This is a genomic window from Oceanisphaera sediminis (assembly GCF_039539745.1).
Lineage (GTDB): Bacteria > Pseudomonadota > Gammaproteobacteria > Enterobacterales > Aeromonadaceae > Oceanimonas > Oceanimonas sediminis.
Genome location: NZ_BAABDS010000047.1, coordinates 1 through 21,513, shown reverse-complemented (window position 1 = coordinate 21,513; position 21,513 = coordinate 1). Strand labels below are relative to the sequence as shown.

Annotated in this window: 18 protein-coding genes; 12 read left to right on the top strand and 6 right to left on the bottom strand. The window is 58.8% G+C overall.

From position 1 onward, the window contains the following. Nucleotides 1–107: 107 nt before the first annotated feature. Nucleotides 108–839 carry a UTRA domain-containing protein gene (locus ABD827_RS16835; RefSeq protein WP_344965843.1) on the top strand — a complete coding sequence of 244 codons (732 nt, stop codon included), beginning with the start codon at nucleotides 108–110 and terminating at the stop codon, nucleotides 837–839. Between the two features lie 20 nt (nucleotides 840–859). On the opposite strand, the gene ABD827_RS16830 is transcribed toward ABD827_RS16835, so the two are convergent. Further along, nucleotides 860–1,723 (bottom strand): hypothetical protein, encoded by an 864-nt coding sequence (locus tag ABD827_RS16830; RefSeq protein ID WP_344965842.1) that lies wholly within the window; start codon nucleotides 1,721–1,723, stop codon nucleotides 860–862. A 291-nt stretch (nucleotides 1,724–2,014) separates the two neighbouring features. Here ABD827_RS16830 and rarD point away from each other — a divergent pair, with 291 nt between their 5' ends. Next, nucleotides 2,015–2,905 (top strand): EamA family transporter RarD, encoded by an 891-nt coding sequence (rarD, locus tag ABD827_RS16825; RefSeq protein ID WP_298722291.1) that lies wholly within the window; start codon nucleotides 2,015–2,017, stop codon nucleotides 2,903–2,905. A gap of 3 nt (nucleotides 2,906–2,908) precedes the next feature. Here the strand turns inward: rarD and ABD827_RS16820 are convergent, their stop codons facing one another. The 5 genes from ABD827_RS16820 to ABD827_RS16800 all read right to left on the bottom strand — a co-directional run bounded on the left by ABD827_RS16820 (nucleotide 2,909) and on the right by ABD827_RS16800 (nucleotide 9,063). After that, nucleotides 2,909–3,790 carry an EamA family transporter gene (locus ABD827_RS16820; RefSeq protein ID WP_344965841.1) on the bottom strand — a complete coding sequence of 294 codons (882 nt, stop codon included), beginning with the start codon at nucleotides 3,788–3,790 and terminating at the stop codon, nucleotides 2,909–2,911. Nucleotides 3,791–3,927: 137 nt separating this feature from the next. Continuing rightward, entirely contained in the window at nucleotides 3,928–4,914 is a 987-nt protein-coding gene (trhO, locus tag ABD827_RS16815; protein ID WP_344965840.1) for an oxygen-dependent tRNA uridine(34) hydroxylase TrhO, read from the bottom strand. 496 nt (nucleotides 4,915–5,410) lie between these two features. Beyond that, nucleotides 5,411–6,799, bottom strand: a complete 1,389-nt coding sequence (locus tag ABD827_RS16810) for an L-cystine transporter (RefSeq protein ID WP_344965839.1) — start codon at nucleotides 6,797–6,799, stop codon at nucleotides 5,411–5,413. A gap of 196 nt (nucleotides 6,800–6,995) precedes the next feature. Next, nucleotides 6,996–8,255 (bottom strand): lytic murein transglycosylase, encoded by a 1,260-nt coding sequence (locus ABD827_RS16805; protein ID WP_344965838.1) that lies wholly within the window; start codon nucleotides 8,253–8,255, stop codon nucleotides 6,996–6,998. A 160-nt stretch (nucleotides 8,256–8,415) separates the two neighbouring features. Beyond that, on the bottom strand, nucleotides 8,416–9,063 hold the full coding sequence (locus ABD827_RS16800) for a phosphoribosyltransferase (RefSeq protein WP_344965837.1): 648 nt from the start codon (nucleotides 9,061–9,063) through the stop codon (nucleotides 8,416–8,418). Between the two features lie 255 nt (nucleotides 9,064–9,318). Between ABD827_RS16800 and ABD827_RS16795 the strand changes: the two genes are divergently transcribed. From ABD827_RS16795 to ABD827_RS16750, 10 genes are all read left to right on the top strand, one after another. Next, nucleotides 9,319–9,801 carry a GNAT family N-acetyltransferase gene (locus ABD827_RS16795; RefSeq protein ID WP_344965836.1) on the top strand — a complete coding sequence of 161 codons (483 nt, stop codon included), beginning with the start codon at nucleotides 9,319–9,321 and terminating at the stop codon, nucleotides 9,799–9,801. A gap of 85 nt (nucleotides 9,802–9,886) precedes the next feature. After that, nucleotides 9,887–10,756, top strand: a complete 870-nt coding sequence (gene purU / locus ABD827_RS16790) for a formyltetrahydrofolate deformylase (RefSeq protein WP_298722312.1) — start codon at nucleotides 9,887–9,889, stop codon at nucleotides 10,754–10,756. A 403-nt stretch (nucleotides 10,757–11,159) separates the two neighbouring features. Beyond that, nucleotides 11,160–13,103: a bifunctional metallophosphatase/5'-nucleotidase gene (locus ABD827_RS16785; RefSeq protein WP_344965834.1), complete on the top strand. Its 1,944-nt coding sequence runs from the start codon at nucleotides 11,160–11,162 to the stop codon at nucleotides 13,101–13,103. A 322-nt stretch (nucleotides 13,104–13,425) separates the two neighbouring features. Further along, on the top strand, nucleotides 13,426–13,965 hold the full coding sequence (locus ABD827_RS16780) for a putative pterin-binding protein (protein WP_344965833.1): 540 nt from the start codon (nucleotides 13,426–13,428) through the stop codon (nucleotides 13,963–13,965). Between the two features lie 2 nt (nucleotides 13,966–13,967). After that, nucleotides 13,968–14,855 carry a diguanylate cyclase domain-containing protein gene (locus ABD827_RS16775; RefSeq protein ID WP_344965832.1) on the top strand — a complete coding sequence of 296 codons (888 nt, stop codon included), beginning with the start codon at nucleotides 13,968–13,970 and terminating at the stop codon, nucleotides 14,853–14,855. Nucleotides 14,856–14,858: 3 nt separating this feature from the next. Beyond that, nucleotides 14,859–15,866: a putative bifunctional diguanylate cyclase/phosphodiesterase gene (locus tag ABD827_RS16770; protein WP_344965831.1), complete on the top strand. Its 1,008-nt coding sequence runs from the start codon at nucleotides 14,859–14,861 to the stop codon at nucleotides 15,864–15,866. Nucleotides 15,867–16,167: 301 nt separating this feature from the next. Then, entirely contained in the window at nucleotides 16,168–17,097 is a 930-nt protein-coding gene (gene prpB / locus ABD827_RS16765) for a methylisocitrate lyase (protein ID WP_344965829.1), read from the top strand. Next, complete coding sequence (gene prpC / locus ABD827_RS16760) at nucleotides 17,090–18,202, top strand: bifunctional 2-methylcitrate synthase/citrate synthase (protein WP_344965828.1); 1,113 nt, start codon at nucleotides 17,090–17,092, stop codon at nucleotides 18,200–18,202. The genes prpB and prpC overlap by 8 nt, the downstream gene beginning before the upstream one ends. A gap of 11 nt (nucleotides 18,203–18,213) precedes the next feature. Then, on the top strand, nucleotides 18,214–19,665 hold the full coding sequence (locus ABD827_RS16755) for a bifunctional 2-methylcitrate dehydratase/aconitate hydratase (RefSeq protein WP_344965827.1): 1,452 nt from the start codon (nucleotides 18,214–18,216) through the stop codon (nucleotides 19,663–19,665). 263 nt (nucleotides 19,666–19,928) lie between these two features. Continuing rightward, a complete protein-coding gene (locus ABD827_RS16750; RefSeq protein WP_344965826.1) occupies nucleotides 19,929–21,284 on the top strand; it encodes a cytosine permease in 1,356 nt (451 codons plus the stop codon). Nucleotides 21,285–21,513 lie beyond the last annotated feature (229 nt).

Sequence of the window (21,513 nt, the reverse complement as noted above, 5' to 3'; positions counted from 1 at the left end):
GGCGGAAAAATGAGTTTTTGCCGTATCTTCGTCCAGCAATCAGATCATTTTGCTGTCATAAATCGATGTGACACTGGTATGAATATTATCTGGACTATACCAAGAGCATGAACGAACAAAGAACCTCTCAGGGCGCCGCCATTATCGGGGCGTTACGGCAACAACTAACCAGTCAGGCGCTGACCGCCGGCAACAAGCTACCGGCCGAGCGGGAACTGGCTGATTTGTTTGATACCACCCGCATCACGGTGAAAGAGGCACTGCATCATCTGGAGGCAGAAGGGCTGATTTATCGGGAAGAGCGACGTGGCTGGTTTGTGTCCCGCCCGCGGCTGGTTTACAACCCGGTCAGCCGCTCTCATTTTCATGCGCTGGTGGCGGCGCAACAGCGGGTGGCGGCCACTCGTGTGCTGAGTTGCGAATCGGTGCTGGCCCCGGCCGAGCTGGTATCCGACATGGTGCTGGCGCCGCTTAGCCGGCTGACGCGCATCTGTCGGCTACGCAGTATCGACCGGCGGCCGGTGCTCTATACCGAGCACTATCTCATTCCCGAGTATTTTCCCGCTATCGGCGAGCAGGATCTGAGCCAGTCGCTGACCCGGCTGTATGAGCATCAGTATGGCCTGCGCTACGGTCGCTCCCGGTTTGATATCTGCCCGACTGCCGTGCGCGGCGAGGCAGCCCGGGCACTGAGTCTGGCCGAAGGCAGCCCGGTGCTGGCGGTAACCCGCATCAACTACGACCAACAGGGTCGAATCATCGACTGCGATCGCGAAATCTGGCGTCACGACGCGGTGCGCATTCGCATCGACAGCCAGGAGCCGGCCTTTTCCGGCTGATCACGCCGAGGGGGAATGGCTCAGTGTGGCGTGTCGATCAGCAAGGTTGTCAGCGGCAGTCGGCTGCGAAACAGGTTGGTGGCGTGCCCTTCACGAGTGAAGTAGATGGCATCGTCGTGACCGAGGGCAATGCCTTCAAACTGACCGCTGCGGCTCAGGATAAAACGGCGGCCACCGGCTTCATCGACACGGCCGTCCCGCACCGGATACAGCCACAGCCAGGCGCGGCGGTTGAACCAGTTACGGCTGTAGCCGACCAGCAGCAAGGTTTGAGTGTCTGCATCATAATCGGCGCCGGTGACCAGCATGTCGGTGTTCAGCTGCTGTTGCTCCACCAGCGAGGTGTTCCCGGCAGTGGGCAGCACCTTGTAAATGGCCGTGTGCTGATCCAGCCAGCGTTTGGTCAGCAGCCACAGCTCACCCTCCACCCAGGTCAGCGCCTCGGCGTCGAAGTTGTGCTGGTGGCGGGGCGGTTGAAACTCGTGCTGCTCGGCATAGCGGATTTCGAGCGGCGTTTGCGGGATCAAATGCCTGCCGTTGGCGACGAGCGGCAGTATGCGCAGATCCCGGCGTCGGCCGCGGTTGTTGCCGATATCCGCCAGATACAGGGTGCTCTCGTGCACGGCAATGTCTTCCCAGTCATGATTGTCAAAGGCCACGGCGTGCCGGGCGGTGAGGTTGCCGGCATCGTTCAGTACAAACAGCTCTGGGTCGTTGCCGCTGTCGTTATGGCTGACAAAGCCTTGTTGCCAGCGGGCCAGCCCCGAGGTTTCCGTCAGGCTGGACGGGAAGTCGGCCACCGGCACCAGTTCGAGCTGCGGCCCCTGGGCGGCCACACAACCGGCCAGTAACAGCACGAACAGAGCAGGAAAAACAGGGCGCATCACACTTATCCGGATGGAAGTAGAACAGCCGTTATAACGACACTGGCGTCGGATGCAAGTGAAAATTCGGCAGTCATGTCGTTCGTCAACGTCACCCTGGATAGTTGCTGTAATGTGAAACTTGTAATGATCACTGTTAATGAGGTTATGAGCAGTTAAGCATGCTGTATATAGTCAAATTAACCGACGAACTTTCTTATTTTATTTTGATAATCAGCTCAAAATTTCACCTTTAAACTGTTAAGCTGCCCGCAAAATTGACCATACAGTTAAATAAAGGGGAGAATCAGAGTGACCAAGGGTGTTGCGCTGTCGGTATTTTCGTCGGTGTTGTTTGCGCTGTTGTATTACTACGCCAGCCTGATGACGCCGTTGAGCGGCGAAATCGTGTTCGGTTGGCGCATGCTGCTGACCATGCCCTGTGTCGGTCTGTTTCTGCTTTACAGTGGTGATTGGCGGCTGGTGATCTCGCTGTTTTCCCAGCTTAAAAGCCGCCCGTTATTATGGATAGGCTTGCCCTTGTCTTCCGCCCTGGTGGGGGTGCAGCTGTGGATTTTCATGTGGGCGCCCATCAACGGGCGAGGGCTGCCGGTGTCGCTCGGCTACTTCATGATGCCACTGGTGCTGGTGCTCATCGGCCGTTTTGTCTATCAGGAGCGCCCGACCCGGTTGCAGTGGCTGGCGGTGGCCTGTGCCGCCGTGGGCGTGAGCAACGAGCTGTGGCAGGCCGGCGGTATTTCCTGGGAAACCCTGGTGGTGGCCATCGGTTATCCGCTGTATTTCGTCTGGCGCCGCTGGCTGGGTACCGACAACCTGGGCGGTCTCTGGTGTGACATGTTGTTGATGATTCCCGTCGCCGCCTGGTTTGTATTGTCGATTGATGCACCTTTGGCCGCCTTTGGCGAGCGACCGCTGCTGTATCTGCTGGTACTGGGGCTGGGCATGATCAGCGCGCTGGCACTGGTGTGTTACATTCTGGCCAGCCGTCGTCTGCCGTTCAGCCTGTTTGGCCTGCTCGGTTATGTGGAGCCAATTTTGCTGGTGGTGGTGTCGCTGGTGCTGGGCGAGAGTATCTCGGACGCCGAGTGGCCGACCTATATCGCCATCTGGATAGCGGTGGGCTTGCTGGTGCTGGAAGGGGTGCGCAAGCTGCTGGCGTTTCGGCGTTACCCGTTCGATTAACCGTCAGGCCCACATCACGCAGATGGCGGCGATGACGATAAGAGCCAGCCCCAGGTGATCGTGACGGGCCAGCTTGTCTCTGAAGTACCAGGCGGAAATCAGCAGGGTAAACAGCACCTCGATTTGGCCCAGAGTCTTGACCAGGGCCACGCTTTCCAGGCTCATGGCGCTGAACCAGCCGATGGATCCCAGGCAACTGGTGAGGCTGACCAGAGCGGTCAGGCCGGGTCGGCGAGCCAGCCCGACCAGGCTGGCGGGATCGCGAAGCCCCAGCCAGCCCACCAGTAGCAGGGTTTGCAGGCCGATCACCAGTAGTAATACCCAGGCGGCCGAGAAGGGAAAGGGCAATTCAAGCAGCAGGCTGGCTTCCCGCACCCACAGTGAGGTCAGCGCAAAGGCCAGGCCACTGCCGATACCCAGTAACAAGGTCATCGGCGATACCGCCCCGGCGGCTCTGTGCAGGCCGCTCAGCAACCACACCGCCATGCCACCCAGCAGCACGCCCAGCCAGCCGAGCAGGGTGAGGGAAGTGCCGAAAAAGAACACCCCCAGCACCGCCGCCAATATGGCCTCGCTCTTGGCCAGTCCCACGCCCACCGCATAGTTGCGCAACTGAAACAGCCGCACCATCAGGGCGGTGGCCAGTATCTGGCTGAGCGCCGCCCCCACTATGTAACCGGCAAAGGGCACGGAAAAGTCGGGCAGGGGTTGCTGGGGTTGCCAGCGATACAGCAGCCACAGATAAGTGGCGGCAATGGGGCCGGCCAGAATAAAGCGCGCCAGGGTTACGCTGGTGGCGCCAAGGCTCTGGCTGAGCTGTTTTTGAAAGGCGTTGCGCCAGGCCTGCATCAGGGCGGCGAACAGGGTAAAGGGGATCCAGAGCATCGAGTTACCGTGAGGCGTGAGGGGGGGGGAAGCGTGAGGTGTAACTGAACTGACCGTGAAGGGTAGGGCGTTAGGAGTCACACCCACATCTTCAGGTGCGGTGTTTTCTCCCCTCACTCCTCACCCCTCACTTCTTACTATGCTTTATTCTTTTGCTGCTGCTCCAGCTTGCGCGCCAGTTTTTCGGCCCGGCGTTGCTCGGCATTGGCCACCGCATCGCTGCCGATGTGGGCCTGGCCCCGGGCTCTGGCCAGTTGCAGCTGATGCTCGCGCTCGGCGTAGCGGCGCTTTTGTTCCGGCGTCTGCTGATCATGACAATGAGCGCAGCTCACACCATGCCGGTAGTGCGGGCTTTGCAGATCGTCCGGCGACAGCGGTGCCCGACAGGCGGAGCACAGTTGGTACTGGCCCGGTTGCAGCTGGTGATCTACCGTGACCCGGTTGTCGAACACGAAGCACTCTCCCTGCCACATGGACTCCTGCTCCGGCACTTCTTCCAGGTATTTCAGAATGCCGCCATGCAGGTGATACACCTCGTCGAAGCCCTGCTCCTTGAGATAGGCGGTGCTTTTTTCACAGCGAATACCGCCGGTGCAGAACATGGCCACTTTTTTATGCTTGTTGGCATCCAGATTGTTTTTGACGTATTCGGGAAACTCGCGAAAGCTCTCGGTATTGGGATTGAGTGCACCCTTGAAGGTACCGATATCCACTTCGTAGTCGTTGCGGGTATCCACCAGCACCACGTCCGGATCCGAGATCAGCGCGTTCCAGTCTTTGGGGGCTACATAGGTGCCGACCACCCGCTTGGGATCGATGCCTTCCACGCCCAGGGTCACGATTTCCTTTTTCAGCTTTACCTTGGTGCGGTAGAAGGGCTGCTCTTCGCTGAGCGACTCCTTGTAATCGATACCGTTGAAACGGGCATCGGCATCAAACCAGGCCTTGAGCCGGTCGATGGCGACGCGCGAGCCGGCCACGGTGCCGTTGATGCCCTCGGCCGCCAGCAGCAGGGTGCCACGGATCTGCTCGGACTCCAGCATGCTCTGCAGCGGCTCGCGCAGCGCTTCATGCTGGTCCAGGGTAACGAATTTATAGAGGGCACAAACAACAAACTGAGACATGGTTTCCTCCAGCGCCGGCCGTGCGCTGTATCAAGCAAAGATTCGTGGCCACACTCGCAAAGCATGACCTGACAGGGCGCGCATAATAGCAAATTTTTGTGCAGGGCTACACCAGTGGGTGATGGAGCTGGCGGATTTACCGTAGCAAAGAGGCAACAGGGCTGCCTCCCTCGACACGCCATGAATCCATCCCTGGGGGCTCGGAAATGCCGTCCTTGGCATTTCACGGTCGATGGAAGCAATCCCTGTAGCCTCTTTTTAACGCCGGAGTTTTCTGCAGGCAGCGCCAACAGGCGACTCTGCAGCATCAAGGAGGATAAAGGAGTCTGCTCCTCCGACCATCACATGACAGGGATGTCATGTGCTGAGCGTCACATGGATGTGCCTGAAGCGAGTCGGCGGAGCGGGCCCTTTGTCCGAGTTTTGGGGCTGTCAGATTTTGTTATCAAACAAAAACGGCGCCCGAAGGCGCCGTTTTATATCAGTAAGGGTGAAGTTAACCGGCGGCGGGTATTGCGCTGTCTGCTTCTTCATCCCGGTTGAAGATGGCTTCGTCGGTCTGGCCCAGCAGCTTGCTGCTGATGGTGCCGGCGGTCATGGCACCGTTGACGTTGAGCGCGGTGCGCGCCATGTCGATCAGCGGCTCGATGGAGATAAGCAGGGCGGCCAGGGCCACCGGCATGCCCATGATCGGCAGTACGATCAACGCCGCGAAGGTAGCGCCGCCACCCACACCGGCCACGCCGAAAGAGGCGAGGGTGATGACCCCGACCAGGGTCGCCAGCCACAGCGGGTCCAGTACATCGATGCCCATGGTGGGGGCTATCATCACCGCCAGCATGGCCGGGTAGATACCGGCACAACCGTTCTGGCCTATGGTGGCACCGAAAGAAGCGGAGAAGTTGGCGATGCTTTCCGGCACGCCCAGCTTGCGGGTCTGGGCCTGCACGTTCAGCGGTATGGTGGCGGCACTGGAGCGGCTGGTAAAGGCGAAGGCCAGCACCGGCCAGACCTTGGTGAAGAAGCGTTTGGCGTTGACGCCGACCAAGGTCAGCAGCAGGCCGTGCACTGCAAACATGATGGCGATGGCCACATAAGAGGCCAGCAGGAAACCGCCCAGACTGATCACGTCCTGCAGGTTGGAGCCGGCGATCACCTTGGTCATCAATGCCATTACGCCGTAGGGTGTCAGCTTCATGACCAGGCGAACCAGACGCATCACCAGTGCCTGCAGCGCTTCGATGCCACCAATGACCCGGCGGCCCAGTTCGGGCTCGTCTTTCAGCAGCGACAGGGTGGCGAGACCCAGGAAGACGGCGAAAATCACCACACCGATGATGGCGGTGGGGCTGGCGCCGGTCATGTCGGCGAAGGGATTGCGTGGAATAAAGGACACCAGCAATTGCGGCATCGACAGGTTGGCCACGCTGGCTACCTGGGCCTGCAGCTGTTCGGCGCGGGCCAGCTCGCGGGCACCCTGCACCAGATCGGCGGCATTGAGACCGAAGCTGTGGGTGACAAAGACCCCGACCAGCGCCGAGATGGCGGTGGTAAACAGCAGCACGCCCAGCGTGAGGGCGCTGATCTTGCCGAGCGAGGTGGCGTTGTGCAGTCGGGATACCGCCCCGAGAATGGACACCAGTACCAGCGGAATCACGATCATCTGCAGCAGGCGCACATAACCGCCGCCGACCACGTTCACCCATTCCAGGGTGCGGGCGATGGTGTTGGCGTCATACAGCGTCTGCATGATGAAACCGGCAGCCACACCGAACAGCAGGCCGGTCAGTACCTGGCGGGAGAGGGATTGGCCGCGACGGGACAGTTTACCCAGCAGCAGCATCAGCAATAAAAAAACTGCCAGATTGAATAACACAATCAGCATGGTGACTCCGTAAACAGAAAATAATATCGATGGCGGGCGATGCTAGCAGCAGATTTGACTTATTGATAATCGATTTAGTTATGAGTTATGAATAATTGAGTGTTGGGCGGCGGTAACGTGCTGTTAAAGCAGGTTTTTGCATTAAATTCGAACAATATTGGAAGGCAGGGCTCGAGGATGAGCCCTGCCGGGAGTATTAACGCAGTTGTTTCAGCAAGGATGCGCTGGCATAACCGTCCGCCACCTGGCTGACCGATTGCTGATAGGCACGGATGGCGCTGATGGTATTGGGGCCAATGACGCCATCGGCCCCTTTGGTATCGAAGCCCCGCGCGGTCAGTCTGCGCTGTAGCTCTTCTTTTTCCGTCCGGCTCAGGGCGCGTTCATCCCGCGGCCAGGGGGAGCGGAATTCACCACCACCGGCCAGTTTGTCGCCCAGATGTCCTACCGCCATGGCGTAGGAGGTGGCGTTGTTGTAGCGCTTAATCACCTTGAAGTTGCTGAAAAGGGCAAAGGCCGGGCCATGGGCACCGGCCGGCACCAGTATGGCGGCGTTGCCATGATCGGGCAGCGGCCGGTCATTGATGTCGGTAATGCCCTGGCTACGCCAGTAGGCCACCGGCTGCAGATTGTTTTGCGAAGCCTGGGCATAATCGAAGCCGTCAGGTAGCCGAACCTCTACGCCCCAGGGCTGGCCGTGCTGCCAGCCGAAACGCGACAGATAATAGGCGGTAGAAGCGAGGGCATCGGTAGGGTCTTCAGACCAGATATCCCGCTTGCCGTCACCGGTAAAGTCCTGGGCATATTGCAGGTAGCTGGTGGGCATGAACTGGGTGTGACCCATGGCACCGGCCCAGGAGCCGCGCATCTGTTCGGGGCTGATATCTCCCGCCTGCAGTATCTGCAACGCTGCGATCAGCTGCGCTTCGGCAAAGTCCCGGCGCCGACCCTCAAAGGCCAGGGTGGCCAGCCCCTCGATGGTGCTGGTGTTGCCGCGATAAGAGCCGTAGTTGGTTTCCATGCCCCAGATGGACATCACCACCTTGGCATCCACGCCGTAGCGGTTTTCGATGGCCTGCAGTACGGGTTTCCGTTTCTCCCATTGCTGGCGGCCGTTACTGACGCGGGTGGCGGAGGTGGCGGTGTCCAGATAGTCCCAGATCTGACGGGTAAACTCGGCCTGGCCGCCGTCCAGTTTGATCACCTTGGGGCTGAGCGACACGCCCTCGAAGGCGCGGTCGAATACCGCCGGTGTAATACCCCTGGCCAGGGCCCGGCGACGAAAGTCATGGCGCCATTCGGCAAAGTTCGCCAGTTCGGCCTGACTGACTTGTGCTGCCGCCTGCTCTGTGGCGGTGCTCTTGCTGATGTTCGGTTGGGCGGTATTGGCCTGGCCGGCACAACCGCTGAGGATGGCGCCGATCACCAGCGCACTGAGGTAGCGTCGTTTAAACATGTTTTCCCGTCTGTTGGCGTTATTGTTTACAGCGTGATGGGCAGCATATCCCAAGCCCGTAAAAATGAAAGAGCTCCCAGATATTTTGCCGAGGCTGGATGGGGTCAGAACAGGAGAAGTGGGGGCGTCAGCCGGTTGCCCAGTGGATATGAGGCCTGTTTTAACGGTGATGGGCCGCCCTGGTCAGCAGTTCGCGGACTTCCTCGTCGCGGGTCTGGCCGAAGTCGTCGAAAAACTGGCCCACCGAGCCCAAGTCGTCACTGGTGATCAGGGCGACCAGCTCGTCCGCCAGGGCGTTAATCCGCACGGCCGCCTCGGTCGAGCTGACCGGCACCGCCACGCCGATATGCGCCGGTGCCTGATTGCGTACCGCCCTGATGGCGGCTTCCATGGTGGCACCGGTCGCCAGACCGTCGTCTACCAGCAGCACGTGGGCGCCGGCCAGCGCAAGCGGCGGTGACGAGCCACGGTAGGCGAGCTCCCGGCGTTGCAGCTCTGCCCGCTCATGTTGGATCACGGCATCCATATCGGATTGTTTGATATCGCCGAGCGCACTAATGGCAGGATTGAAGATCATGATATTGCCCGAGGCGATGGCCCCCATGGCCAGCTCCGGTTGACCCGGGTAGCCGAGCTTGCGCACCAGCAGCACATCGAGCGGTGCCGCCAGGGCGAGGGCAACTTCAAACGCCACCGGTACTCCGCCGCGAGGCAGACCCAGTACCAGCAGGCCGGGCTGGTTGCGATAATGCAGCACCAGCCTCGCCAGCGCCTGACCGGCGGCACGTCGGTTGGGAAAAGACGACACGGTTGTACTCCCGATCATGTATATGATCTAACAGTAGCAAAAGGCCACAAAATCAGGCTTATTCGGCAGATAGTGACTCCGGGCTTTGCTATCATCGCGTTTCGTTAGTCGTCGTTCGGCTCTCTTTGGATCGGCACTGTGTATGGCCGGACCTGTGCCGCAAGACTGCGAGCCGCAGTTGCAGTGCCCGCACAAGCCCGGTAGCGTTACAAAACACCAGCGAGACCATAAGACGGATATTCCATCGGAGCCGTTATGTATCTGATCAGAGATTACCAAGAAACCGACTTCAGCAGCCTGGAGCTTATCTATCACGATGCGGTGATGGAGCAGGGCCGGCAAAGCTACAGCGATAAACAGGTGTCATTATGGGCGTCGTTCCCCTACCTGTACCCCACCGATTTCAGAACCCTGGTGCAAACCGGCTATACCCGGGTCATGGCGTGCAACCGGATACCGGTGGCCTTTGCCACCCTGTATCCGGACAACCACCTGGCGCTGCTGTATGTGCTGGCCGGTCATGCCGGACGTGGCCTGGCCGGGCAACTGTGTGATGACATAGAACAGGAGGCCCATCGTCGAGGCGTGGCCTGTTTGTGTACCGATGCCAGCCTGCTGTCTCGCCCGGTATTTGAACAGCGTGGATACCGGCTGATAAAGCAAGAGCAGGTGGAAAAGGGAGGACAGCAATTCACCCGTTTTATCATGGAAAAATCATTGCCCGTGCAGACCATCTGAACACTGGCGCCAGACCGGCGTTTGCCGCAGAATAGCGGCCCCCGCCAAGGGGAGATTTTATTTATTCCGGGGTAGGAGATCACCAGTGGCCAAGCCGAAAGACACCTATTATCTGACCGCCCATTGCGCGGGTAGCCTGGGCACCGTAGACGTGGTGACGCGTTATCTGTGCGAGCAGGGCTGCTATGTGGTGGAAATGCAGACTTTCGATGATGTGCTGAGCGGGCATTTTTTTATTCGAGTGGAGTTTCGCCCACCCCGGACGACGCCGTTTGACGAGGCGGGTTTTCGGCAGGGCTGGCAGCCCAGGGCGGCACAATTCGCCATGCAATGGGAGTTGGTTGCCGCCGAGGTGCGTCCCAATGTGGTGATCATGGTTTCCCGGCTCGATCATTGCCTGAACGATCTGCTCTATCGCTATCGCACCGGTCAACTGGCCATCGAAATTCCGGCCATTATTTCCAACCACCCGGATCTGCAGCGGCTGGCCGACTGGCATCATATTCCCTTCTATCATCTGCCGGTGAGCGACGAGAACCGGGCCGAGCAGGAAGAGCAGGTACTGGGCATCATCAAGGAATGCGAGGCCGATCTGGTGGTGCTGGCGCGTTACATGCAAGTGCTGAGCCCCGAGCTGTGTGCGGCCTTGACCGGCAAGGCCATCAATATTCACCATTCCCTGCTGCCCGGATTCAGAGGCGAACGCCCTTATCACCAGGCCTACGACAAAGGGGTCAAGCTGGTGGGGGCCACGGCGCACTACATCAATAACGATCTGGACGAAGGCCCCATTATCACCCAGGGGGTGGAAGTGGTGGATCACAGCCATTATCCGGAGCAGTTAACCGCCCGGGGCCGGGATATCGAGTGCATTACCCTGGCCCGAGCGGTGCAATATCATATCGAGCGTCGAGTCTTTCTGCATAACGGCAAGACGGTGGTCTTTACCAACTGAGCTTTATACCAATTACACTAAAGATTTGGTCATATTGAGGCCCCAGACCAGAGGCAACAGAGCCGCCTCCCTCGACACGCTACGCGTACATCCATGTAAGCTCGGAAATGCCGTCCCTGGCATTTCACGGTCGAGGGAGTCGTTCTCTGTTGCCTCTTCTGGAATACCGAGTTGCCCGCAGACAGGCCAACAGGCGACTCTGTAGCATCAGGGAGGACAAAGGGATCTGCTCTACCGACCATCACATGACAGGGACGTCATGTGCTGAGCGGCACATGGATGTGCTTGAAGCGGGTCGGTGGAGAAGACCCTTTGTCCGACATTGATACAGAAATAAATAGACCACTTGTTTAATGTGAACGGTATTACATAACATCTAATAAACAGCGGAGCTTATTCACAGATGAACAAAACCTTATTGGCCGGGCTGATGGCGCTGGCCCTGGCAGGCTGTGCCAGTAAGCCACCGGAACAGCCTTTTACCCTGACCCTGGCCCATATCAACGATACCCATTCGCATTTTGATCCGACCGACGCACGAGTGACGCTGGGCAAGCAGACGGTGTTTACCCGTCTGGGTGGCTACCCTCGCCTGCTGAGTCAGGCCAAGGCGCTGCGCCAGCAGGCGGAGCTGAATGAGCAGCCGCTGTTGTTTGTACACGGCGGAGACGCCTGGCAGGGTACCGGCTATTTCAAGCTCAACCGGGGCGCGATGAATGCCGATGCGCTGAGTCAAATGCAGCTGGACGCCATGGCGCTGGGCGAGCATGAATTTGCTCTCGATAACGGCCGCTTGTCAGCCTTTGTGCAGGGCGTCAACTTTCCGGTGCTGGCCGCCAACCTGGATGCCAGCCAGGATCCGGACCTGCAAGGCCTCGACAACCTCAAGCCCTATGTCCTCTACGCCTTTGACGGTAATGAAAAAGAGCAGGTAGAAACGGTCGATGACGCCGGCAAGCGTCCTGTGGTGGCGGTGATGGGACTGGTGCTGGAAGACATGGCCAACCTGAGCCCCCATGTCGGCAAGCTGCGTTTCGAGCGGGAAGTCGACAGCGCCCAGAACACCGTCAGGGCGCTGCGTGAGCAGGGCGTCAAACACATCGTTGCCGTCACCCATCTGGGGCTGGAGCGAGACCGGCATCTGGCTCAAAAGGTCAACGGTATCGACCTGATCGTCGGCGGCCATTCTCACAGTCTGCTCGGGGACTTCGGCAACCTCGGCTGGGGGAGTGGCGAACCTTATGCGCGCCGCTTCAATAATCCGGACGGCATCGGCACGACCTGTGTGGTGCAGGCCGGTCGGTTTGCCCAGGCCATGGGACAGGTGAGTGTGACCTTTACCCCGAATGGCCGGGTCAGCCGCTGTGAAGGCGGCAACACCCTGTTGTCGGATAACGTCTTCTACCGTGATATTCGCCGGGGCGACAAATATCGCTTGAGCGAGGCGCAACAGCAGCGCCTGAGAGCCGCCATCGAGGCCGAGCCCAATATCAGCATGGTGGCGGAAGATTCGGCGTTACGCGCCCATATCGATAAACAGTATCGTCCGGCCCTGGTCAACGCCTACGGTGACGAGGTGGGGCATGTTCCTCTGGCGTTAACGCATGTGGAGTTGCCGGTTGAAGGCCGCGGCTCTCAGATCGCGCCCCTGGTGGCGGCCAGCCAACTGTACTGGGTCAATAGCCCACAGGTGCAGGCGGTAACCGGTCGTCGTGCCGACTTTGCGCTGGTGGCCGCCGGTGCGGTGCGTAACAGCCTGGAGCCGGGCGTACTCAAAGAAGGGAATGTCGGTCTGGAGCTGTTGCCCTTTGGCAACCCCATCAGTCTGGTGTCACTCACCGGCCGTCAGGTCGCCGGTCTGCTGCTGGAAACCATTAACGCCGCTTTGTCATCGGACGCTCATACCGGCCGTTTTCCCTACGGGGCCGGGCTGCGTTACAGCTTTAACGAAACCAGCCGGGGACGGGGGTATCTCAACCGTATCGAATACCTGGATAACGGTCAGTGGCAGCGAATTGAACCGGATGCCCGTTATCAGCTGGCACTGGACGGCTATCATGCGTCGGGCAACGAAGGATGGAATACGCTGTTTGATTCACAACAGGTGTTTACCGACCGGCTGGATCTGGCGTTCGTCAATGGCAAGCCGGCGGTGTTTCCGGTGGCACGGCTGAGCAAAAACGTGCGGGGAGCCATAGAGGTGCACTATTTCAATCGGCCACTGGACTGCAAAAAGGCCGGGGTCACCTGCAACACCGATGCCCGGGCCCTTATCGATTATGTACGAACGCGCCGGCCGGTACTGACGGCCCTTCCCGAGTCGGGCGTCGCCCTTAACCGACTGTAAACCCAGCAAGCCCGGTACGACCGGGCTTGCTCGTTAATGAGCGCAATGCCTTTTTATTGATGGGGGAGAAAAGAGGTTTGTTTGGATCTTTATTCTGCTGTCGAGCCGGTGGAGCGCTATCTTCACCGACAGCACCTTAAAATTGAAAAAAAGATTCAAATGGATCAAAGTTTCGTTCGAACCTGTAGGACGGGCCTCACCTCTGGCTCGACATCGATTTTCAATCCTGTCAGACTCGGTATTACCGAACTGTGATTAAAAATCGTTATCAAAAAATTTGCTATGGTTACATGCTCTATTGAGTCTTTTTTGAGGGGAAATCATGAAGCCAGGGATGAGTGAAGTGCGAGGTCGTCGTTTCTTGCCAACGTCAGTGCTCGGGCTGCTGTTGGCAGTATGGAGTTCGCTGTTATTTGCCGCCGATCCTTTGTCCCCGCCCAAGGGCAGGGAGGTGCTGACCGTGACCGGCAACCTGAGCGTGACCAATGCCGTCAACAAGGCCGAGTTTGATATGGACATGCTGGCGGCCTTGCCGCAGCATGAATTCAGCACCCACACCCCCTGGACGGAACAACAGCACCATTTTCGCGGCGTGCTGCTGAGTGATTTGTTGCGGCGAGTCGGCGCCGAGGGAAGTGAAGTCAGGGCGGTGGCCCTGAACGATTATCATCATGATATCAACAGAGAACTGGTGGCAGAGGCGCCCTTGTTGCTGACCACACATCTCGATGGTAAGCCGATGAAAATCCGGCACAAGGGGCCGGTATGGCTGATGTTGCCCCTGTCGGAGTATCCGCAGTATGACACCAAGCGTTATCACGAACTGCTGATCTGGCAGTTAAAGACTCTGGACATACGCTAACCGTGAAAACATTCAAGCTGATCGGCCTTACCATCATTACCCTGCTGTTTGGTGCCAGTTCGCTCTACAGTTACCACCGGGATCTGGAGGTAGTGCGCTATGTGTCGGCCACCATCAAGGCCATTGGCTGGGCCAGCTCCGAGCTGGAAATGGAACTGCTTAAATTTGATCAATCGCTGACGGCGTTGGCGGCCCGGACCTCGGACGAAGCGAATGTTCAGTTGCGCTTTGAATTGCTGTGGAGCCGAATCGATACCCTGTTGGCGGGAGAAGAAAATCGCCCGGTGCGCGAGCAGCCGGGGGTATTGCCGATGCTGAAAAATTTTTCCACTCAGCTCGAGCTCTGGGAAGAGCGGGTGTATGCGCTGCGCCTGGATGACCGGGACGAGATCATGGCATTGCGACAAGAGCTGGCGCACTATCGCAAGCTGGCGCGAGAAATCAATGTAGAAAATTTTTCCGGTGACAAGGTCTGGCAACAGCTTGATATTATTCAGGATATACGGCTGCGTTCCAGCCTGTATCTGGGCGGCCTGCTGTTTAGTGGTGGCCTGATGCTGCTGCTGTTGCTGCGGGAGAACCACCGTAACCGCCATATGGCCTATCACGATACGCTGACCGGCCTGCCCAATCGCATGTTTTTCTATCAGCTGATAGACAAGGCGCTGAATCGGACCCAGCGGGAGCGAGGTGCACTGGCTCTCCACATGGTCGACCTGAATAGTTTCAAGGCCATCAACGACAGCCTTGGCCACGAGGTGGGAGACAATCTGCTGCGGGAGATTGCGAACCGATTGAGTCACACCATCGGCAAGCAGGGCCGGGTGGCTCGGCTGGGCGGGGATGAATTCGTGATCATCCAGCAGCTTGAAAATATCGATGATGCCTAGCTGATGGCGGCGCAGCTATTTCACGCGCTGTCGCGCGATGTGAAACTGCCCGATGGCTGTCTGTCGCCTCAGGCGTGTATCGGTACCAGTCTTTATCCCGAGCATGGCCTCACGGCGGCCGAACTGTTGAGTCATGCCGATACCGCCATGTATTACGCCAAACACAGTCGCAAGACCATGGTGCAGATGTTCGAGCCGGGCATGGACGAGCGTCGACTGCGGCGGCAGAAGCTGGCGGTGTCTCTGCAGGCGGCGATTGAACAGGATCAGCTGGAGCTGCACTATCAACCGATTTTTCGGTTGAACAGCGGCGATATCGAGTCGGTAGAGGCGCTGTTACGCTGGAATTCGGCCGAGCATGGCTTTATCAGTCCGCTCGAAGTGATAGCGGTGGCCGAGCAGCATGGCCTGGCACACCGGCTTAACGAATGGGTGTTGTCGCAGGCCTGTCGCCAAATGCACCGCTGGCACCAGGCCGGTTGCGGCTGGCTGAAGGTGAACGTCAATATCAGTCCCAATATCTTTATGGAGGGAGAGCTGGCACTGACCGTCAGCGCGGTATTGCGCGACACCGGTCTCGACGCCTCGACCCTGGTGCTGGAGATCACCGAAGACACCAGCATGTGGGATACGGCCGGCTCGCTCGATACCCTGCAGGAGCTGCGTGAATTGGGCATAGAGATAGCACTGGATGATTTTGGTACCGGCTATTCTTCGTTCAGCCACCTGCGACAGCTCCCGATCAACAAGCTCAAGATCGATAAATCCTTTGTGGCCGACCTGTCGACGGATCCCCGGGCGGAGAGCCTGGTCAAAACCATTATTTCCCTGGCAGATAATCTGAATATGACGGTCACCGCCGAGGGTATCGAACTGGTCGAACAGCATGTGCTGTTGCAGCAATTGGGCTGTGGGCTGGGACAGGGCTACCTGATGGCCAGGCCCATGCCGGCTGAGGCCATGAGCGAATTACTGTTACAAGACAAACGTTACGGCTCCCGCTCGGCGTAACGACAGCCTTCTTTTCGCTTCACAGGCCCCTGTTTGCATGATGCAAACAGGGGCCTGTTCATGATCAACCTTTCACTCTTTGTCGACACCCTCCATCCTGTTAAGCGCATCAGCTGCTACTTTTAGCTTGTGTGCCAATAAAGTGTCGATAAATCATGGTCGTATCGTGCCAAAGCGTTCACTGCCTGCGGTTTACGTCCCGCCATTCCCCGAGGTCGCTCCGCTCGCCATGTGCCGAGTCTTATCCATTGTGGTGCATGCATCGCGACCGACACCTTGCTCAACGACAGGAGAAACCGTCATGAAGCTCAGTCTATTCGAGGCACTGCAAGGGACACCGCCGCTGGCCATCGTGGGCGCCATCAATGCCTACAGCGCCATGCAGGCCGAGCAGGCCGGGCACCGGGCGCTGTATCTGTCCGGCGCCGGGGTGGCCAATGCCTCGTTCGGGTTGCCGGATCTCGGCATGACCAGCCTGAGCGAGGTGCTGGAAGACGCTCGCCGCATCACGGCGGCCACAGAATTGCCCTTGCTGGTGGACGCGGACACCGGCTTCGGTGGTGCCTTCAACATCGCCCGTACCGTGCGGGAAATGGAGCGGGCCGGGGTGGCGGGCATTCATATCGAGGATCAGGTGGCGCAAAAACGCTGCGGGCACCGACCCAACAAGGCCATCGTCTCGCGCGATGAAATGGTAGACAGGATCAGGGCGGCGGTGGATGCCCGCATCGACCCTCGCTTCGCCATCATGGCCCGCACCGATGCGCTGGCGGTGGAGGGCATGAACGGCGCGATAGATCGCGCCCTGGCCTGCGTGGCTGCCGGTGCCGACCTGATTTTTCCCGAGGCGATGGAAAGCCTGGAACAATACCGTCGCTTCTGTAAGGCGGTCCCCGTGCCGGTGCTGGCCAATATCACCGAATTCGGCAAGACCCCCTTGTTCGCGCAACCCGAACTGGCCGAGGCCGGCGTGGCCATGGTGCTGTATCCGCTGTCGGCGTTTCGGGCCATGAGCCGGGCCGCAGACATGGTCTATCGTCAGATCCGGAGTCAGGGTCATCAGCGTGATTTGCTGGCGCAGATGCAGACCCGGGAGCAGCTTTATCAGACCCTCGGCTATCATGATTACGAGGCCAAATTGGACGCCCTGTTCGAGCACTCGGCTCAAACCACACCGGCAGTTCCGGTAACCGGCGCTGCGGATGACCAACAAGGAGGCAAGCATGACTAATGCCGAAGGATTACGCGGCCAGACCGCCGGCCAAACGGCCCTGTGCACCGTGGGCAAAACCGGCTCCGGCCTGACCTATCGCGGTTATGATATTGCCGATCTGGCCGCTCATGCCCAGTTTGAAGAGGTGGCCTTTTTGCTGCTGAAGGGCTATCTGCCCAACCAGGGGGAGCTGGGCGCCTTTAAGACCCGGCTACGGGCCAATCGCGGTCTGCCGGCGGCGTTGCGTACCGTGCTTGAACTGATACCGGCGTCGGCGCACCCGATGGACGTGCTGCGCACCGGTTGCTCCGTACTCGGCAATCTGGAAACCGAACACAAATTCGGCGAACAGCAGGAAGCGGCCGAACGCCTGCTGTCGCTGCTGCCCTCGATGCTCTGCTACTGGTATCGCTATGCGCATGACGGCGTGCGTATCGACACCGCCCTGGATGACGACAGCCTCGGTGGCCACTTTCTGCATATGCTGCGCGGCGAAGCACCGGCTGCGCTTGATGTGCGGGTGATGAACTGCTCGCTGGTGCTGTATGCGGAGCACGAGTTCAATGCCTCGACCTTTGCCGGTCGGGTCTGTGCCTCGACGCTGACCGACCTGCATTCGGCGGTGACCGCCGCCATCGGCACCCTGCGCGGCCCGCTGCATGGCGGCGCCAACGAGGCGGCGATGGCGATGATAGAGCAGTGGAGCGGGCCGGATGAAGCCGAGGCCGCGCTGCTGGAAATGCTCAAGCATAAAGAAAAAGTCATGGGCTTCGGTCATGCGGTCTATACGGTGAAGGATCCGCGCAATGCGCTGATCAAACCCTGGGCCAAAAAGCTGAGCGAGGCGGCGGGCGACCGGGTGTTGTATCCGATTTCCGAGCGGGTAGAGGAGGTTATGTGGCGCGAGAAAAAACTGTTCGCCAACGCCGACTTCTATCACGCCTGCGCCTATCACTTCATGGGCATTCCGACCAAGCTGTTCACCCCGATTTTCGTACTCAGCCGGGTCACCGGCTGGACCGCACACATCATGGAGCAGCGCGCCCATAACCGCATCATCCGGCCCAACGCCGATTATGTGGGTCCAGCCCCTCAGGCGTGGATACCAATAGAGAAGCGGTAAAGGAACACATCATGAGTACCAATGTTGAGCTGAACCAGCGACCCGAGCCCGATCAATTGCTAGTCACCATCGCCGATTATGTGATCGATACCAAGATCACCTCGGATGAGGCCTACCATACCGCCCGGCACTGCCTGGCCGATACCCTGGGCTGTGGTCTGCTGGCGCTGCGCTTTCCCGAGTGCACCAAGCATCTTGGGCCCTTGGTGCCCGGCACCATAGTGCAACACGGCGCCCGGGTGCCCGGTACTTCCCACGAGCTGGATCCGGTGACTGCCGCCTTCAACATAGGCTGCCTTGTTCGCTGGCTGGACTTCAACGACACCTGGCTGGCGGCCGAGTGGGGTCATCCCTCCGACAACATGGGCGGCATTCTCGCCACCGCCGATTATCTGAGCCGGGTGGCGGTGGCCGAGGGCAAGCCGCCACTCACCATGCGCGACGTGCTCACCGCCATGATCAAGGCGCACGAAATTCAGGGCGTGCTGGCGCTGGAAAACAGCTTCAACCGGGTGGGGCTGGATCATGTGCTGCTGGTGCGCGTGGCCTCCACCGCGGTGATCACCCACCTGCTGGGCGGCAGCCGTGAGCAGATTATCGACGCCCTGTCTCAGGCCTGGGCCGACGGCGGCGCGCTGCGGACTTACCGCCATGCGCCCAATGCCGGCTCGCGCAAGTCCTGGGCGGCGGGGGATGCCACCGCCCGTGCCGTGCGACTGGCCATGATCACCATGAAGGGCGAAATGGGGCTGCCCTCGGTACTCACGGCGCCAAAATGGGGGTTTTATGACGTGCTGTTCAAGGGCGAGGCGGTCAAGGTCAAGCAGCCCTTCGGCAGCTACGTGATGGAAAACGTGTTGTTCAAGCTCAGCTTTCCCGCCGAATTTCACGCCCAGACCGCGGTGGAGTGTGCGGTGTTGCTGCACCCGCAGGTGAAGGATCGAATTGAAGACATAGATCGTATTCAAATCAGCACCCACGAGTCGGCCATTCGCATCATCTCCAAGGCGGGTCAGCTTGCCAACCCGGCGGACCGGGATCATTGCCTGCAGTACATGGTGGCGGTGCCACTGCTTTATGGCGATTTGATGGCCGAACACTATGAAGACGACGTTCACCGTGCCGATCCCCGCATCGATGCCCTGCGCGACAAAATGGACATAGTGGAAGAGCCGCGCTACAGCGCCGACTACCTTGAAGCCGACAAGCGCTCCATCGCCAACGCCATTCAGGTGTTCTTCACGGATGGCAGCCACACCGCCAAGGTGGCGGTGGAATATCCCATCGGCCATCGCTGCCGCCGGGCCGAGGCGATACCGGTGCTGGAGCAGAAGTTCATGCGCAACCTGCAAACCCGCTTTCCGCCGGCGCGCTGCCGGCACATTCTGGCATTGTGTCTCGATCAACGGCGACTTGAAGCTACCCCGGTCAACGAGTTCATGGCGTTGTTCGTGATCAACTGAAGAAGCTCCTGCTGGCGGGCATGACTCGCTGCATAAAGTGCCAAATGAACCGTCACTGCCTTGGTGGCGGTTTTTTTGTTTCCAATCAGAGCCCATTTTGGACGTGAAGTGTGACAGATGTCACGCAGATGAATGTAAACAAAATATTAGATTTGTCGTTAACGAAATTATTGTTAATTTGTTAATCTAATTTCCGGCATATTGTTCACATTGTGTCGGGTGGTGCAACATAATTATCACAGCAGTAAACGGGGAGCATCCTTATGGCTGTACACGAAATGAACAATCCCGAGCTGATGCCGTCTACGGATAAAGACAGGGACATCAATATCTGGGACTTCACCATGCTCTGGGCGGGGATGACCATCAACATGGGCGCCTTTACCATGGGGGCCCAGTTGTATCCGGGGTTGTCTCCCTGGACCATCATCGGCGCCATATTGGCCGCCTATGCCATCGTGACCACCATCCTGATCCTGGCCGGTGATATTGGTCTGCGTTACGGTATTCCCTTCACGGTTTATATCCGTGGTTGCTTCGGTTACCAGGGCGCCAAGATCCCGGCGGCCTTTCGCGCCATTCCTGCCTGTTTCTGGTTCGGCTTTCAGACCTGGGTGGCGGCCGTTGCCATCGGCAAGGTGCTGGAACTGTGGATTGGCTATAGCAACACCACCATCCTCATCCTGATCTTCGGGGTGCTGCAGGTCGTCAATGCCATTTATGGCATGAAAGCCATGGCCAAGTTCGACTGGATCGCCATTCCGGCGCTGACCATACTGATTGGCCTGGTCACCTTCTGGCTGCTGCAGACCAACAACGCCACCATCGGTGACGTGCTGGCCGCGCCGTCGCTGGATAATGGTTCTTTCTGGTTTGCCGTCATGGCCATCGCCGGTATCTGGATCACCATGGGGCTGAACAGCCCGGACATGACCCGCAAGCTGGAGCGCTCTCGCGACCACAGCAGCAAGAATTTCTTTATCCGTAACCGCAAGCCCTTTTTCGCCCAGATCTCCGGCCTTATCGTGATTGGCTCCGGTATTCTGATGGTGGGCATGATCGGCGGTATTCTCACCGGCACCTGGGACCCTATCGAGATCGTCCTGAACTCCATGAGTTCGCCCATCGTGCTGATCCTGAGCATGATCACCATTGCCTTTGCCCAGTGGTCCACCAACACAGTGGCCAACCTGATGCCGTCTGCGCTTATTTTGATGAACGTCTTCCCCAAGCTGAGTTTCGGTCAGGGTGTGTCCATCTCCGGCGCCGTTGGCCTGCTGATGATGCCCTGGGTGTTTGCCGACAACCTGCTGTGGTTCAGCGTTATTACTTCCGGTTTGCTGGGCCCGGTGGCGGGTATCATGCTGGCCGACTTCTACCTGCTGCGCCGCGGTCAGTTGAACGTGAACGACTTCTATGACCCCAAGGGACCCTTTGTTTACCAGAACAACTACAACCTGCGGGCCTTCCTGGTCTATGGCCTGTCTTTTGTCTGCAGCCTGGTGTTCATCGACATGGCGTTCTTCGTCGGTCTGGTAGTGAGTGTGGTGGGTTATTATCTGCTGATGAAGCCGATTGCCCGTCCTGCCGGTGAAACTGCAGTTCCCGCACAATCCTGAATCTTAAGCGTTAATTGTGCCTTGGCCCCCTGGAGGGGCCTTTTTTTGTCTGGCGAAGCGGACTTGTCATGCCAATCCCTCTCTTGTCATTCCCGCGAAGGCGGGAATCCAGGACTTGTGGCTCATAACCGTCAGACTGCTGGTCACCTTGCAAAGACACTAGGGAGCGTTCTCAATCATGCCAGCCATATCACCGTTGATACGAGGCTGAGCATGGCGGTGTAGTGTT

Excerpts from the sequence above, each read along its gene's own strand:
- ABD827_RS16835 (WP_344965843.1), top strand. The coding sequence starts at position 108 with ATGAACGAACAAAGAACCTCTCAGGGCGCCGCCATTATCGGGGCGTTA.
- ABD827_RS16830 (WP_344965842.1), bottom strand. The coding sequence starts at position 1,723 with ATGCGCCCTGTTTTTCCTGCTCTGTTCGTGCTGTTACTGGCCGGTTGT.
- ABD827_RS16820 (WP_344965841.1), bottom strand. The coding sequence starts at position 3,790 with ATGCTCTGGATCCCCTTTACCCTGTTCGCCGCCCTGATGCAGGCCTGG.
- trhO (WP_344965840.1), bottom strand. The coding sequence starts at position 4,914 with ATGTCTCAGTTTGTTGTTTGTGCCCTCTATAAATTCGTTACCCTGGAC.
- ABD827_RS16810 (WP_344965839.1), bottom strand. The coding sequence starts at position 6,799 with ATGCTGATTGTGTTATTCAATCTGGCAGTTTTTTTATTGCTGATGCTG.
- ABD827_RS16805 (WP_344965838.1), bottom strand. The coding sequence starts at position 8,255 with ATGTTTAAACGACGCTACCTCAGTGCGCTGGTGATCGGCGCCATCCTC.
- ABD827_RS16795 (WP_344965836.1), top strand. The coding sequence starts at position 9,319 with ATGTATCTGATCAGAGATTACCAAGAAACCGACTTCAGCAGCCTGGAG.
- ABD827_RS16785 (WP_344965834.1), top strand. The coding sequence starts at position 11,160 with ATGAACAAAACCTTATTGGCCGGGCTGATGGCGCTGGCCCTGGCAGGC.
- ABD827_RS16780 (WP_344965833.1), top strand. The coding sequence starts at position 13,426 with ATGAAGCCAGGGATGAGTGAAGTGCGAGGTCGTCGTTTCTTGCCAACG.
- ABD827_RS16770 (WP_344965831.1), top strand. The coding sequence starts at position 14,859 with ATGGCGGCGCAGCTATTTCACGCGCTGTCGCGCGATGTGAAACTGCCC.
- prpB (WP_344965829.1), top strand. The coding sequence starts at position 16,168 with ATGAAGCTCAGTCTATTCGAGGCACTGCAAGGGACACCGCCGCTGGCC.
- prpC (WP_344965828.1), top strand. The coding sequence starts at position 17,090 with ATGACTAATGCCGAAGGATTACGCGGCCAGACCGCCGGCCAAACGGCC.
- ABD827_RS16755 (WP_344965827.1), top strand. The coding sequence starts at position 18,214 with ATGAGTACCAATGTTGAGCTGAACCAGCGACCCGAGCCCGATCAATTG.
- ABD827_RS16750 (WP_344965826.1), top strand. The coding sequence starts at position 19,929 with ATGGCTGTACACGAAATGAACAATCCCGAGCTGATGCCGTCTACGGAT.